Annotated in this window: 15 protein-coding genes; all 15 read right to left on the bottom strand. The window is 33.0% G+C overall.

What is annotated here, in order from left to right; all coding sequences use genetic code 11:
• A partial coding sequence (locus tag ACYSNX_RS00745; protein WP_461752773.1) for a transposase occupies positions 1–325 on the bottom strand: 325 nt, incomplete at its 3' end.
• Between the two features lie 66 nt (positions 326–391).
• Positions 392–1,162, bottom strand: a complete 771-nt coding sequence (gene trpA / locus ACYSNX_RS00740; RefSeq protein ID WP_461752772.1) for a tryptophan synthase subunit alpha — start codon at positions 1,160–1,162, stop codon at positions 392–394.
• Complete coding sequence (gene trpB / locus ACYSNX_RS00735) at positions 1,152–2,345, bottom strand: tryptophan synthase subunit beta (RefSeq protein WP_461752771.1); 1,194 nt, start codon at positions 2,343–2,345, stop codon at positions 1,152–1,154. The genes trpA and trpB overlap by 11 nt, the downstream gene beginning before the upstream one ends.
• Positions 2,338–2,964 carry a phosphoribosylanthranilate isomerase gene (locus ACYSNX_RS00730; protein ID WP_461752770.1) on the bottom strand — a complete coding sequence of 209 codons (627 nt, stop codon included), beginning with the start codon at positions 2,962–2,964 and terminating at the stop codon, positions 2,338–2,340. Before ACYSNX_RS00730 ends, trpB begins: the two co-directional genes overlap by 8 nt.
• The gene (gene trpC, locus ACYSNX_RS00725; protein WP_461752769.1) at positions 2,957–3,748 is read right to left on the bottom strand and encodes an indole-3-glycerol phosphate synthase TrpC; all 792 of its coding nucleotides are present in this window, start codon (positions 3,746–3,748) and stop codon (positions 2,957–2,959) included. Before trpC ends, ACYSNX_RS00730 begins: the two co-directional genes overlap by 8 nt.
• On the bottom strand, positions 3,745–4,734 hold the full coding sequence (trpD, locus tag ACYSNX_RS00720; RefSeq protein ID WP_461752768.1) for an anthranilate phosphoribosyltransferase: 990 nt from the start codon (positions 4,732–4,734) through the stop codon (positions 3,745–3,747). Before trpD ends, trpC begins: the two co-directional genes overlap by 4 nt.
• 3 nt (positions 4,735–4,737) lie before the next feature.
• Positions 4,738–5,301, bottom strand: coding sequence for an anthranilate synthase component II (locus ACYSNX_RS00715; protein ID WP_461752767.1), 564 nt, complete (start codon positions 5,299–5,301; stop codon positions 4,738–4,740).
• 1 nt (position 5,302) lies between these two features.
• Positions 5,303–6,691 carry an anthranilate synthase component I family protein gene (locus ACYSNX_RS00710; RefSeq protein ID WP_461752766.1) on the bottom strand — a complete coding sequence of 463 codons (1,389 nt, stop codon included), beginning with the start codon at positions 6,689–6,691 and terminating at the stop codon, positions 5,303–5,305.
• A gap of 417 nt (positions 6,692–7,108) precedes the next feature.
• Positions 7,109–8,482, bottom strand: a complete 1,374-nt coding sequence (locus tag ACYSNX_RS00705; RefSeq protein WP_461752765.1) for an NADH-quinone oxidoreductase subunit N — start codon at positions 8,480–8,482, stop codon at positions 7,109–7,111.
• 50 nt (positions 8,483–8,532) lie between these two features.
• Entirely contained in the window at positions 8,533–9,966 is a 1,434-nt protein-coding gene (locus tag ACYSNX_RS00700; protein WP_461752764.1) for a complex I subunit 4 family protein, read from the bottom strand.
• A gap of 9 nt (positions 9,967–9,975) precedes the next feature.
• A complete protein-coding gene (gene nuoL / locus ACYSNX_RS00695; protein ID WP_461752763.1) occupies positions 9,976–11,862 on the bottom strand; it encodes an NADH-quinone oxidoreductase subunit L in 1,887 nt (628 codons plus the stop codon).
• Positions 11,863–11,868: 6 nt separating this feature from the next.
• Complete coding sequence (gene nuoK, locus ACYSNX_RS00690) at positions 11,869–12,189, bottom strand: NADH-quinone oxidoreductase subunit NuoK (protein WP_461752762.1); 321 nt, start codon at positions 12,187–12,189, stop codon at positions 11,869–11,871.
• Positions 12,190–12,191: 2 nt separating this feature from the next.
• Positions 12,192–12,707, bottom strand: coding sequence for an NADH-quinone oxidoreductase subunit J family protein (locus ACYSNX_RS00685; RefSeq protein WP_461752761.1), 516 nt, complete (start codon positions 12,705–12,707; stop codon positions 12,192–12,194).
• Between the two features lie 2 nt (positions 12,708–12,709).
• Positions 12,710–13,246 carry a NuoI/complex I 23 kDa subunit family protein gene (locus ACYSNX_RS00680; RefSeq protein ID WP_461752760.1) on the bottom strand — a complete coding sequence of 179 codons (537 nt, stop codon included), beginning with the start codon at positions 13,244–13,246 and terminating at the stop codon, positions 12,710–12,712.
• Between the two features lie 6 nt (positions 13,247–13,252).
• Entirely contained in the window at positions 13,253–14,284 is a 1,032-nt protein-coding gene (gene nuoH / locus ACYSNX_RS00675; RefSeq protein WP_461752759.1) for an NADH-quinone oxidoreductase subunit NuoH, read from the bottom strand.
• Positions 14,285–14,290: the final 6 nt, after the last annotated feature.

Below are 14,290 nucleotides of genomic sequence, written 5' to 3'. Positions count from 1 at the left end.
TAATAATAAGCTGACGCTTGGGTAGTATTTGAGGTTCAAAAGTTCCATTACGATCTCTACTTGTTTCTAATTCTATAGGACCAGATTGCATACTTCTTACCGTTTTGGTTGTTTTACCATTACGGCGATTAGCTACACCTTTTGCTTTTTCTTCCTCTAAATGGTTCTCTAGTTCACCTTCTAACATAGTTTCTAGAAAGTGCTTTAAAAGGGGTGCAAAGACACCATCTGGACCATTCATTTTCTTACCTTGATAAATATCGGCCATAGCCTGTTCTTTGAAACTTTCGAAATCGAATCCGCTCTTTTTGTTGTTTGTGTTCATAAGACTAATTTACATTTTTATATGATATAATTAATTTTGTGACACAGTTGGTGGTACACTTTCGCTTTATCGTATTTGATTTATAAAAGCCTTTATGCTTTTTTGATCTATTCCATGTTGTGCAATATGTTTTATAAACGCAGTTCCTATAATTGCCCCACTGCTGTATTTAGTGGCTGTATTAAAGCTTTGTTTATCTCTAACTCCAAAACCAATTAGACGAGGATTTTTTAACCCTAAGCTTTCTATTTTTTGGTAATAATCACGGTTGGCTTCTAGATCAATAGCACTCCCAGTAACACCTGCACTAGAAACCATATAAATGAAACCTGTAGAATTTTGATCAATTTCTAAAATCCTTTGTTCACTTGTCTGATTACTTACTAGTAAAATATTACTAAGATTATTTTCAAGCATTAAGCTTTCAAATTTAGACTTATAAAAGTCAAGAGGTAAATCCGGAATTATTAAACCGTCTATACCTATTTTGGAGCAAGTAGTAATAAACTCTTCAATACCATATTGCAGAATAGGATTTAAATATCCCATTAGGACAATAGGAATTTGACTTTGTGTTCTAATGTCTTTTAATTGTTCTAGTAGTTCTGTTAAGCTAAGACCGTTTTCAATGGCAATACTCGAACTCTCTTGGATTACTGGGCCATCGGCTAAAGGGTCAGAGAATGGAATACCTATTTCAATTAAATCTACTCCTTCTTGCTCTAAATGCTTTATTATAGTGGTGGTATCTTTTAAATTTGGATATCCTGCAGTAAAGAAAATAGACAAAATATTTTTATCTTTCTTTTCAAATAATTCTGTAATTCTATTTTTCATTTGTAAAATATTTTTCATAAGTTAACATATCTTTATCGCCTCTTCCTGAGAGATTTACAACCACAATGTCAGAGGGTTTAAGTTGCATTTGATTTAGGTAAGCTAATGCGTGAGCCGACTCTAAAGCAGGGATTATTCCATCTACTTTACTTAAATGCATTGCTGCTTCTATTGCTTGTTGGTCTGTAACACTAGCTACTTTTATCTTATCCGTCTGATGTAAAAAAGCATGCGCAGGTCCAATTCCTGGGTAATCTAGTCCCGCTGAGATAGAGTAAGGTTCTGTTATTTGACCATTTTCATCTTGCATTAAGTAAGTTAAGCTTCCATGAATTATGCCTTGTTTACCCCTCGCTATAGTTGCTGCAGTTTGTTGAGTATCTACTCCTTTTCCTGCTGCCTCAACAGCAATTAATCTGGTGTGTTGATTGTCGATAAAATGATAAAATGCTCCCATAGCATTACTTCCTCCTCCGATACATGCGATAACATAATCTGGTTTATCTGTACGCTCTTTTTCAAGTAATTGGTTTTTTATTTCTTTACTTATAACAGACTGAAATTTAGCAACCATATCTGGGTAGGGATGTGGTCCAACTACAGAACCAATTACATAATGAGATTCTGTAGGATTATTAATCCAATGTCTAATTGCTTCGTTAGTTGCATCCTTTAGTGTCTTACTTCCACTATGGGCAGGAACTACTGTTGCTCCTAACATCTTCATTCTTTCCACGTTTGGTTTTTGACGCTCTATATCTATTGCTCCCATATAAATAGTACATTTTAAGCCTAAAAGTGCACATGTTGTGGCAGTAGCTACTCCGTGTTGTCCTGCTCCGGTTTCAGCAATAATATGTTGCTTATTTAATCGTTTAGCCAATAAAATTTGTCCAACAGTATTATTAATTTTATGTGCTCCTGTATGATTTAGATCCTCTCTTTTCAAGTAGATTTTAGCATTGAATTGCTTGGATAAATTCTTCGATAAGAAAAGTGGAGTAGGTCTACCTACATAGTCTTTTAGTAGCTGGTCTAGCTCTTGTTGAAATTGTGGGTCTTGTAAAATTTGAAGATAGTTATTTTGTAATTCTTGTATGTTAGGGTATAACATCTCCGGGATAAATGCACCTCCAAAGTTGCCATAGTAACCGTTGAAATCTGGATCGAATGAATTATTCATGACGTATTGTTTTTATTATTTGTTGTGTTTTTTCTATGTTCTTTAATCCTGGAGAATCTTCAACTCCGCTATTAATATCAAAACCTACTAATTGGCAATGCTCTAGTTTTAAAGCTTGTGTTATATTTTGGTTATTGATACCTCCACTTAGTAAAAAGGGAGTTGTTCCTGTGTAATTTTTTAATAGCTCCCATGAGAAGGTTTCACCACTACCGCCATATAAAGGGGTCTTTGTATCAAAAATGAAATGAGTACAATAGCCTTCATAAGGGGTTGTCTTTTGAAAGTCGCTAGCCTTTGATATAGAGAATGCCTTAATTACCTTAATATTTTTACTCTGAAAAAATGCACAATTACTTGGCGTCTCATCGGAGTGAAGCTGGATGTAATCTAAGTCAAACTCTTGTATTTTTGCTAGGATAAATTCTTTTGAAGCATGTACAAAAACCCCTACTTTCTTTATCCCATTCAAATTACTTTGATCTAATTTAGGTATGGAAGGTATATACCTTTTAGATTTCTCATAAAATATATAGCCTATCAAGTCGGGGTTTAACTGATTTATTTGCTCGATGTTTTGTTGCTGTGTTAAGCCACAAATTTTAATTAACTTACGCATTTAGTTGATTAATTAAGGCACAAAGCGCCTGTTTAGGATCCGCTTTCCTCATAAAATATTCTCCCATTAAAAAGCCATTGAAGCCATTTTCCTTTAAAGTTTTAATGACTTTGGGACTATCCAGACCGCTTTCAGCAATTTTTATAGCATTACTTGGTAAGCGTTTTGCTAGTTCAATACTATTTTGAATATCCACTTGGAAGTTGATTAAATTGCGATTGTTGATGCCAATTAGGTCAAAATTTAAATCCTTACATCTTTCTATTTCTTCTTGGCTTTGCGTTTCTAAAAGTACCTCTAGTCCAATTTGGTGGGCTAAATCTATATAATCTTTGATTTGCTGGTCTTCTAGTATTTTTGCAATAAGTAAAATTGCATCAGCTCCAATAGCTTTTGCTTCTATAATTTGATAAGAATCTACTATAAAGTCTTTTTGCAAAATGGGAATTTGAGCTATTTCGCATGCTTTTTTTAAATCCATCTTATCCGCACCAAAATAATCTTGATCATGTAATACTGAAATAGCAGAAGCACCATTATTTTGATAGGTTTCTATGAAATAGTCTACTTGAGCATTTTCTCTGATTATTCCTTTAGATGGAGATTGTCTTTTAAACTCTGTGATTAAACCATTTTTGGAAGGATCTGAGATTGCTTGTGAAATAGACTTACCTTTTTTAGAAAAGACAGCGCTGGATTCTAAATCCGCAATAGACCTTTGTTTTTTTCTTAAGTTAAGTTCTTGTAGTTTATTTTCTTTTATTTCTTGTAGTATATTTCTCATAGCTGACGTAATATTTCAAATTTTTCTTTTGCTTTTTTTCCTAATAGAGACTCTTTGGCTAGCTCCATTGATTCATGTATGCTTAAATTAGGATAGTAGGTATGTATTGCTAAGGCACTATTGGCAAAAACGACACTATTTTGCTGATCTGTTCCTTTACCCTTTAAAATTTGCCAGAAAATATAGGCAGATTCTTCAGCAGTTTTTCCACCCTCAATACTTTGTGCTGATATAGCAGGCAGATCGAAATACGTAGAGTCAATGATTTTTTCCTGTTGATTTGTAACTATTTTACATGACTGAGTTAAGCTACATTCATCGTATCCATCAAGGGAGTGTATAATTGTATATTGTGTATTGGCTTGTTGTAATAAGTACTGATACATACGCAAGAGCTCTAAGTTGGATAAACCAATTAATTGAACCTTTGGACTGCATGGATTAGTCAAGGGACCTAACATATTAAAAAATGTTTTAACCCCTAACTCTTTACGTACGCTTGCAATATTATGCATCGCGGGATGGAATAAGGGAGCATGTAAAAAGCAAATGTTTGCTTGAGCTAATTGTTGTTTTAAACGCTGGGTATCACTTGTGAAATGAATTCCTAAGTTTTCCATCACACTCGAAGAACCTGAAATGGAAGAAACACCATAATTTCCGTGTTTAGCAACAGGGATTCCTGCACCAGCTACCACAAAGCTAGATAGAGTAGATATATTAAAAGTATCTTTTCCATCTCCACCTGTTCCGCAAAGGTCCATGGGATTGAATTCTGATAGATCAATTTTTGTACACAATTCTAACATTGCTGCTCTAAAGCCTTTAAGTTCTTCTAAGGTAATAGCACGCATAGAAAAGCAACTTAGTAAAGCAGCAGTTTGTATTTGGGTATATTCATGGTTAGCCATGTTTATTAGTACTTGTTTAGCTTTTTCAAAAGACAAGGTTTTTTGTTGGGCTAATAGATGTAATATTTCTTTCATAATTTAATTTTTTATCCAGTTGTCAATAATCGTTTTTCCATCCGTTGTAAGTATAGATTCTGGATGAAATTGTACTGCTCGAATAGAATATTCTTTATGCTTAAAGGCCATAATATTTTGATTATTATCTACCGAAAGTGCAATTAGTGAATCTGGTAAATCGCTAAGGACTAATGAATGATAATGGCCGATGGAACTATCTTGTTTGATACCATTGAAAAGGTAATCTTTCTCTAAAATTGCCATTGGAGAGCTTATTCCATGTAAGGGATTTTCTAATTGTTTCAATGTAGCTCCGAAGTATACTCCTAAAGCTTGATGCCCTAAACAGACTCCTAGTATATCTTTAGTGGAAGCACATTGTTCAATAAGCTGCATTAGCTGTCCATTTTCTTGTGGATTTCCAGGTCCTGGAGATAATAGAATTTTGTCGAATTTTTGTAGTTCATTAAAATCGATCTTATCATTTTTGACTACTTGGACACTTACTTCTTTATGTTGTTTTAGTATGTAAACAATGTTATAAACAAAGGAGTCGTAGTTATCTATTACAAGTATGTTCATCATTTTATATATTTTGAGCAAGATTAATTGCTGTTCTAACTGCGGTTAATTTGTTGTTTATTTCCTGTAATTCACTCTGTAAATTGGATAGAATTACTACCCCACAACCAGCTTGATAATGTAGGGTGTTATTTAAACTTAGGACAGAACGGATAAATATTGCTTGATTTATATTTCCATCTAGACCTAGAATACCAACACTTCCACCATAAAACCCACGAGATTTTGTTTCGTATTTATTGATTAATTCTATTGCTTTTCGTTTAGGGGCCCCGGAGAGTGTACCAGCAGGGAAAGTATTTTTAAAGACGTTTATGGATTTACTTTGATTCTCGAGCACACCACTTACTTTAGAAACTAAGTGAATTACATGAGAGTAGTATTCCACTTTTTTGAACTCTTCTACCTCTACCTTGTTACTTTCTATACTTAAGTCATTTCTGGCTAGATCCACTAGCATAATGTGCTCAGCACTCTCTTTGGGGTCATTTTGTAAGGCAATAGCTAACTCTTTATCTTTATTGGTATCATGGGTTCTTTTAAAAGTTCCAGCAATAGGATGTATATAAGCTTTATTATTTTTTACCACTAGTTGGGCTTCTGGGGAAGAGCCGAATATTTTGAAATTTCCATAATCAAAATAAAATAAGTAAGGAGATGGGTTAATACTTCTTAATGTTCGGTACACATTAAAGTCATCTCCTTGGAATTTTTGCTCATATCCTCTTGATAAGACTAATTGAAAAACATCTCCTTTTTTACAATGGTTATGTACTTCTTTCAAGCTTTCCATAAACTCCTGATCGCTTTGATTTGTTTGTTCCTTGGAAATGTTTTTGAAAGGATAAGCACTTGGTGATGCGCATTTCAAAAGTTCAATAATATTATCAAGGGTAGGTTGCTTGTTTTGCTCAACATGTTCTATAATATATAAGTCATTATTAAAATGATTAAAAACTAATAGGTATCTAAAGAAGTGGTATTGAATGACAGGTAAGTTATAAGTGCTTTTTTGTAGTTCAATATCTTGGAATAATTCTAAACTTTCGTAGTTAGAATATCCAAATAGGCCATTATTTATAAAAGCAATATTTTGATCTTTTTCTACTTTAAAACTATTGATGAATTTAGTTAACTCCTGTGTAATATCAATAGCACTATTGGCTAGAAAGGTTTTTTCGGAGTTGGGTTTTGTAACGATAGTTTCTTCTTTAGTAGAAATAAAGCTGGCAATAGGGTCTAAACAGATATAGGTATAATTGTTTTCTTTACTATTGTATTGAGAACTCTCAAGTAGAAAGCTATGTGGAAATTTGTCACGTAGTTTTAAATATAGCTCCACTGGAGTATGTAAATCGGCAAGTTCTTTTTTGTATAAGGTTTGGAAAGTCATGATGCGTTTTGTGTTAGATTAAAAAAAAAACAGGTCTTCCGAAAAATTCAGAAGACCTATTTTATATTATTATTACTAAAAAATTAATATATATATACAGGGGGATCAACCGAATTCTTTTTGGGAATTGGACTGCCACCACCATGATAAAAATGTATTAATAAATTGCATAATCGTAATGAAAAATAATTTGTAAAAAAAAAAGCCTACTAGAGAGACTCTAGTAGGCTTTGTATATTTTGTATTCGTTTTTATCTTAAAAAATCAAAAACTTGAATTACATACATGATCCAACTGAATCCCAACTCGGATTTAGTCTGCTCCACCAATTTGTATGTAAGTTATTTGTTTTCATGTTTATCTTTATGGGGCTAATATATGAAAAATTCTTTATAAAAAATCTTTTTCAATAAAAAACTAAAAAAAATTAGTTATTAGGCTTGGATATATTCCGATTATAATATTAATTAGGATTGCAAGTACACCAATTACTTGTATACATAGTTTATTAGAAACAGGCTCTTGTTGTTGGTCTTTATCCCAGTACATTGCTATAACAATCTTCATGTAATAGTAGATACTAATAAAGGAGTTAATAACAGCAAAGATTACTAATGCTATATAACCATTTTCTAGTGCTTGAGTTAATAAAAAGAACTTAGCAAAGAAACCTGCAAAGATCGGAATACCTCCCATAGAAAGTAAAGCTACTGTCATTATGATAGCATAAAGTGGGTTAGTATAACCTAATGCTTTAAAATTCTCTATGTAATCATTGTCTTTATCTTGGGTTACAGCTATTAGTATACTAAAAGCAGCAATTCCCGCCACACTATAAGCTACAGCATAATAGAAAAGATTGGACGCACCTAAATCAGTAAGTGAAGTTAATGCTATCATCATAAAACCTGCATGGGAAATTCCAGAGTAGGCTAGAAGGCGTTTGACACTTTTTTGGCGTATCGCCATGATGTTCCCTACAGTCATAGAAAGTATCGCAATAACTACTAGAACTAAAGTAACATTTTGTGTAATGCTTGGTAGTAATTCTTGAGAAAGTTTAAAAAGGGTAGCTATAGCTGTTACTTTAACTAAAGTACTCATCATTGCAGTAGTTAAAGTAGGAGCCCCTTGGTAAACATCTGGTGCCCAAAAATGAAATGGCACAGCTGCTACTTTAAATAACATTCCAATAATGATAAGCATACTACCTAAGGAATACCAAACAGGTAAAGCATTATTTAGAGAAATATCAGCAATTTGTTGCATATTAAAAGAGCCTGTTGCTCCATAAACAAGTGCGATACCAAATAAAATTGCTCCAGAGGCAAAAGACCCTAGAAGGAAGTACTTCATGGCTGCTTCATTACTTTTAATGTTTTTGGGATCACTTCCACAAAGTACATATAATGAAATAGAAAGTATTTCTAAACCTAGAAAAAACATGGCCATATTTCCAAAGCTTACCATACAAATTGCTCCCATTAATAAAAATATTTTTAGAGAGACATAGTCGGCTATTTTTGAAAAGCTTTGCTTATAAAAATTCTTGCTAAGAGCTAGGATTGCAATGGTAAGTCCTATAAATAAAGAAGAAAATGCCGAAGAAAACCTAGTAGAAATAAACATACTATTATAGTAAGATTCTACGTGGTCAATATTGTAAACGGTGTAGATTAAAATAGCTAATAGACCAACTATACTAACTGGAATGACCAATTTACGTAAGTTGATTATCTCTAAAATAAGTACTAAAACCGCTAATACGCCAATTGCTATTAATGTATTCATTTGTTGAATTTTGAAGGGTGATGATCTTTTGTTTTAGACGATCTAATTTTTTACTTGATATAGGAAACAATCTCAATTAAGGAAGGAGTAATTAGATCTACTATAGGTTTTGGATAAATACCAAAGAAAACTATTACACCTATTAATAAAGTCAGTATGCAACCTTCTCTGAAGTCAAGGTCTTTGAATACCTTACTTGTAGAAGACCCTAACATTGATTTTTGAAACATTCTTAACATATAAAAAGCCCCTAAAATAATAGTAGTACCTCCTACGATGGCATACCATATATTAATATGCGATAAACCATAAAGTATATTGAACTCTCCAATGAAACTGAATGTACCTGGTAAACCTATAGAAGCAAATAGTAGGAATAAGAAAGCTGTAGCAAACTTAGGAGCTTGTTCTCTGATTGCTCCCATTTGAGAAATATCTAAAGTTTGATATCTTTTTTCTATAATACTAGCTACATAAAAAAGACCAACAATTACAAATCCATGTGCAAGCATTTGTAAAACTGCTCCTCTGAAACCATCTAAAGTTAAGGTATAGGCTCCAGCAGCAATTAGTCCTACGTGAGCAAGAGAAGAGTAAGCAAAGAATTTCTTAATATTCTTTTGTCTTAATGCCATTAGGGAACCAAATACTAAACCAATTAGACATAATACAAGAATAACTGGCATTAGTTGTTTGGAGATAGAAGGAGTTATTGGCAACTGCCATCTTATTACCGAATATAAACCCATTTTCAACATTATTCCTGCTAAAAGCATAGTTCCTGCGGTAGGAGCTTTTTCATAGGTAGAAGCCTGCCAAGTATGGAAAGGGAAAATAGGAATCTTAACCGCATAAGCAGCAAAGAAAGCTAAGAATACCCAATATTGTTCTTTCAAACTTAAATTTGCTTTATATAAGTCCAATAATAGGAAACTATTGGTTTTAGTATAAAGGTATATTAGGCCAGCTAACATAAATAATGAACCTGCAAAAGTATAGATGAAAAAGGTCAATACTGTCTTTTTAATAGAAGTGCTATCGGCATTACTCCAAAGTAAAACAATAAAGTAAATAGGAAGTAAAGCCAATTCCCAAAATATGTAATACAAAAGACCATCGCTTGCCAAAAAGGTACCTGTCATTGCAAAACACATAAACATAATTAAACCATAAAATATGTGTGGTTTTTTTATCGTATCACAAATCGAACTCCAAATGATAATTGGAGTTAAACTAGTTGTTAGTAAGACAAGTGCTAAAGAAAGTCCATCTGCTTTTAATGCAAAATGTATATTGGGTTTATTTACCCATTGAGTTATATAGCTAGTATCTAATCCTTGATTATGTTGGCATATTAATACAATTGTTTGTATGAATGCCACTAGTCCAAAAAGTAATGTAACTTTACTGGCTAATTTTTTGCCCGAAATATACGTGGCAAATGCTCCTACTAATAAGGTTATTAATAATATAGTAACGTTCATCTTTAAAAATTATCTTACAATGAATAAATAATATAAAATAACACATATACCTAAAACAAAAGCAAATAGGTATAAACCAATGTTCCCATTTTGTACCTTTTTACCTTGCTCAGATAAACCGTCTGTTATTTTTGCCAAGCTAAATACTGTACCAGAAATAGCCACTTCAATCACGTTTTTACATAAATCTGCTAATAAGAAGATTGGTTTTACAATAATCAAATCATAGAATTGGTCAATGTAGAATTTCTCATAAAGTACTTTATGTAAACCTTTGATTTGGTCATCCGCTTGAGGTACTTGTGCATTTTTAATGTATTTGGTATAAGCAATTACTAAACCTATAATAGCACCTATCAAGGCAATTGCTATTACCATATATTCAGTGGTTCCAAAATGGTGGATTTCATAGCTGCCTTTTTTGGTTATTATAGGAGATAGATAGTGATTTAACCAGCTATTTCCAGGAAGACCTATCACTCCAGCAATTAAGGAGCAAATACCTAGAATCCATAATGGAATTGTCATGGATTTTGGACTTTCATGTAATTGATTCTTTTGCTCTTGTGTTCCTCTAAAATTCTTGAAAAAAGTTAAGAATAACACTCTAAACATATAGAAAGCCGTCATAATAGAAGCTATCATTGCAATAATGTAAAGAAACTTATTATGCTCAAATGCACTAATAAGAATCTCATCTTTTGAGAAGAAGCCTGAGAAAGGAGGGATACCAGCAATTGCTAAAGTTGCTAGTAAAAAAGTTGCTGAGGTTGCCTTCATAAACTTATTAAGTCCACCCATATTTCTAATATCTTGATCCCCTGCCATAGCATGAATAACAGAACCAGCTCCTAGGAATAAACAAGCTTTAAAGAAAGCATGTGTTACCACGTGGAAAACTGCATTTTCATATGCTCCAAATCCAAGTGCTAAAAACATTAATCCTAGTTGAGAGACAGTTGAATAGGCAAGTACTTTTTTGATATCATTTTGAACTAGACCAATACTAGCAGCAAATAAGGCAGTAAAAGCCCCAATAATAGCTATTATGTTTTGTACTGTTGGAGCTAAGTCAAAAACAAAATTCATTCTTGTGATTAAAAATATACCTGCTGTAACCATAGTTGCAGCGTGTATTAATGCAGAAACTGGAGTAGGTCCGGCCATTGCATCTGGCAACCAAGTGTACAAAGGAATTTGTGCACTTTTTCCTATTGCACCAATAAATAATGCTAGTGCTGCCCATGAAATCCATGTATTTATTTGGTTGTTTGTACCTTGAAGTAAGGTTTCTTTTATTGTCATATAATCCAAAGAATTAAATAACATTGCAAGAATGAAAACACCAATTAAAAAACCTAAGTCACCAATCCTATTTATGATAAAAGCTTTTTTAGCTGCATTATTATTCTGTTTTTCTTTATACCAAAAGCCAATCAGTAAATAAGAGCATAATCCAACACCTTCCCATCCAATGAAAGTTATTAACAAGTTACTACCACTTACTAACAATATCATGAAAAAGATGAATAAGTTTAAATAACTAAAATACTTATCCACATTAGGATCTGATTTCATATAGCTTATAGAATACCAATGAATCAAAGTACCTATACCTGTTATGAAAAGTAACCATAACAAGGAAAGCTGATCTAAAAGAAAGCCAAAAGAAATATGAAAGTTCGATAAGGCCATCCACTGGAAAAGATCCACTTGAATTGGCTGTCCTGATTTATCTACTTCAATGAAAGCAAAAACGGAGATGATAAAGCAAATTAAAATAGCTAATGTTGCAAGTATCCCTGAGTTATTACCTAGCTTTTTGCCAAAAAGTAGATTTATAATAGATCCCAGTAAAGGGACTAACAATAAAAGTAAAATTATATTTGTATCCATATGGAGTTAGCCTTTAAGGTTTTTTAATTTATCAATATCAATGGAGCCAATGTTTCTGTATATACTTACTAGAATAGCTAATCCTACGGCAACTTCTGCTGCAGCAACTGCCATAGTAAAGAAAACAAATATTTGACCTTGCGCATCCTGATGGTAAGTGGAGAAGGCTACTAAAAGCATATTTGCTGAGTTAAGCATTATCTCAATACACATAAACATTACTATTGCGTTTCTTCGATATAGAATACCAAATACTCCTATACAGAATAATAGGATGGATAAGTAAATGTATTTTTCAATACCTATAATTTCAATTACATTTCCCATAGTTATACTGTTTTTTGGACTTTGTCCTTTTTAGATATCAATACTGCTCCGATCATTGCTAAAAGAAGAAGGATACCTACCATTTCAAAAGGTAGGACATATTCATTAAGTAATACTTTACCTAAAACTTGTACAGATTGAAAGTCGATTTGTTCATTTGCATAATGCAGCTCATAGGCCTGTGTTCCTCTAATTGTAATGGATAGTAACAGCAAACCAATTAAGCAGAAAGATAGTGTTGCAACTATTTTTGTTACAACTGGTTTTGATACCTCATGACTAATGTTTAGATTCATTAACATTATGGTGAATAACATTAAAATCATAATTGCACCTGAATAAACCATGATATGTACTAAGCCAAGAAATTGGGAGTTTAATAATATATAATGGCCAGCTATTGAGAAAAAACTCACCACAAGCCATAATGCACTGTGAATAGGGTTTTTACTCAAAACCGTAAGCATTGCACTTCCTAAGGTGATAGTGCAGAGTATATAAAAAATAATATCGATCATAATTAGGCTTGATTTGAATTTTCAATTGCCTGTTGCAAAGGCATTACTAACTTATCTTTTCCGAAAATGAAACTTTCTCTTGTGGTATCAGAAGCAGTGATTTTTCCTGATTTAGTAAGGTAGATTGCTTGTTTTGGACAAGCCTCTTCACATAGTCCACAAAAAATACAACGCAACATATTGATTTCATATATTTCAGCATATTTCTCTTCTCTATATAAATGCAGTTGCTCTGATGTTCTTTCGGCAGCTTTCATTGTAATTGCTTCTGCTGGACAAGCTAAAGAACAAAGTCCACATGCAGTACAGCGTTCTCTACCTTGCTCATCTCTCATTAAAGTATGCTTACCTCTATACACAGGACTAAAAGGTCTTGTTTTTTCAGGGTAAGCAATAGTAACCTTCTTTCTAAACATGTGCTTTAAGGTAACCATCATTCCTTTTATAATTGCGATAAGGTATAGTTTTTCGCTCCAAGTTAGTTTCTTGTCTGAGACTGTTTTCTTCCTGCCGGATAATGAATAATTGTTTACTGACATGTCAAATTAATTTAAAAGTAAAATAACTATTGCTGTAACCACTAGGTTTAGCAGAGAAAGAGGGATTAAGCTTTTCCATCCTAAAGACATTAATTGGTCGTAGCGGAAACGTGGTAAAGTCCATCTAACCCACATAAAAACGAAAATGAAGAAACAAATTTTTATAAATAAAGCTGCCATTCCTAAAAGGTTAGCTGGATTTACTCCCCAATTTGCATTTACCCAATCAAATCCTGGATAATTATATGCTCCAAAATATAAGACGGAAATAATAGTAGATGCAATAAATAGGTTGGCATATTCAGAAAACAGATAGAATCCCATTTTCATAGAGGAATACTCGGTGTGGAACCCTCCAATTAGCTCTTGTTCACATTCTGCTAAATCAAATGGAGCTCTGTTTGTTTCAGCAAAGGAACAAATCAGAAAAATAACAAAACCTACTGGTTGATAAAATACATTCCAGTTCATGCCGTTTTGTTGAAGTGCAATGTCTTTTAAGCTTAATGTTTGAGTAACTAATAAAAGTCCAATAAGGGAAAGTCCCATAGCAATTTCGTAAGAAATCATTTGAGAAGCAGCCCTGATTCCACTCATTAAAGAATATTTATTATTTGATGCCCATGCACCAATCATAATACCATATACACCTACTGATAAAACTGCTAATACAAATAGTAAACTAGCGTTTAAATTGGCTGCTTGTAACTCTATATCCCTTCCAAATAAATGTAATTTGTCTCCCCATGGAATTACTGCGCTTGTCATAAGAGCAAGTGTCATGGATAAAAAAGGTCCAAATTTGAATAAAAATTTATTTGGGGTATTAGGTTCATATTCCTCTTTTGCAAAGAGCTTCATCCCGTCGGCTAAAGGTTGTAGAATACCACCTTTACCTGCGCGATTGGGTCCTAAGCGATCTTGAATCCAAGCTGCTATTTTACGCTCTGCTAAAGTAGCATACATGGCCATTAGCATGGTTAATGCAAACACAGCAATAATGATTACTGCTTTATCTATAATTATAGTCTTATCCATATTCCT

The sequence above is a fragment of the Myroides sp. LJL115 genome, assembly GCF_054871665.1.
The sequence above is the reverse complement of the archived record's forward strand: the minus strand, read 5'-3'. Positions and strand labels throughout refer to the sequence as shown.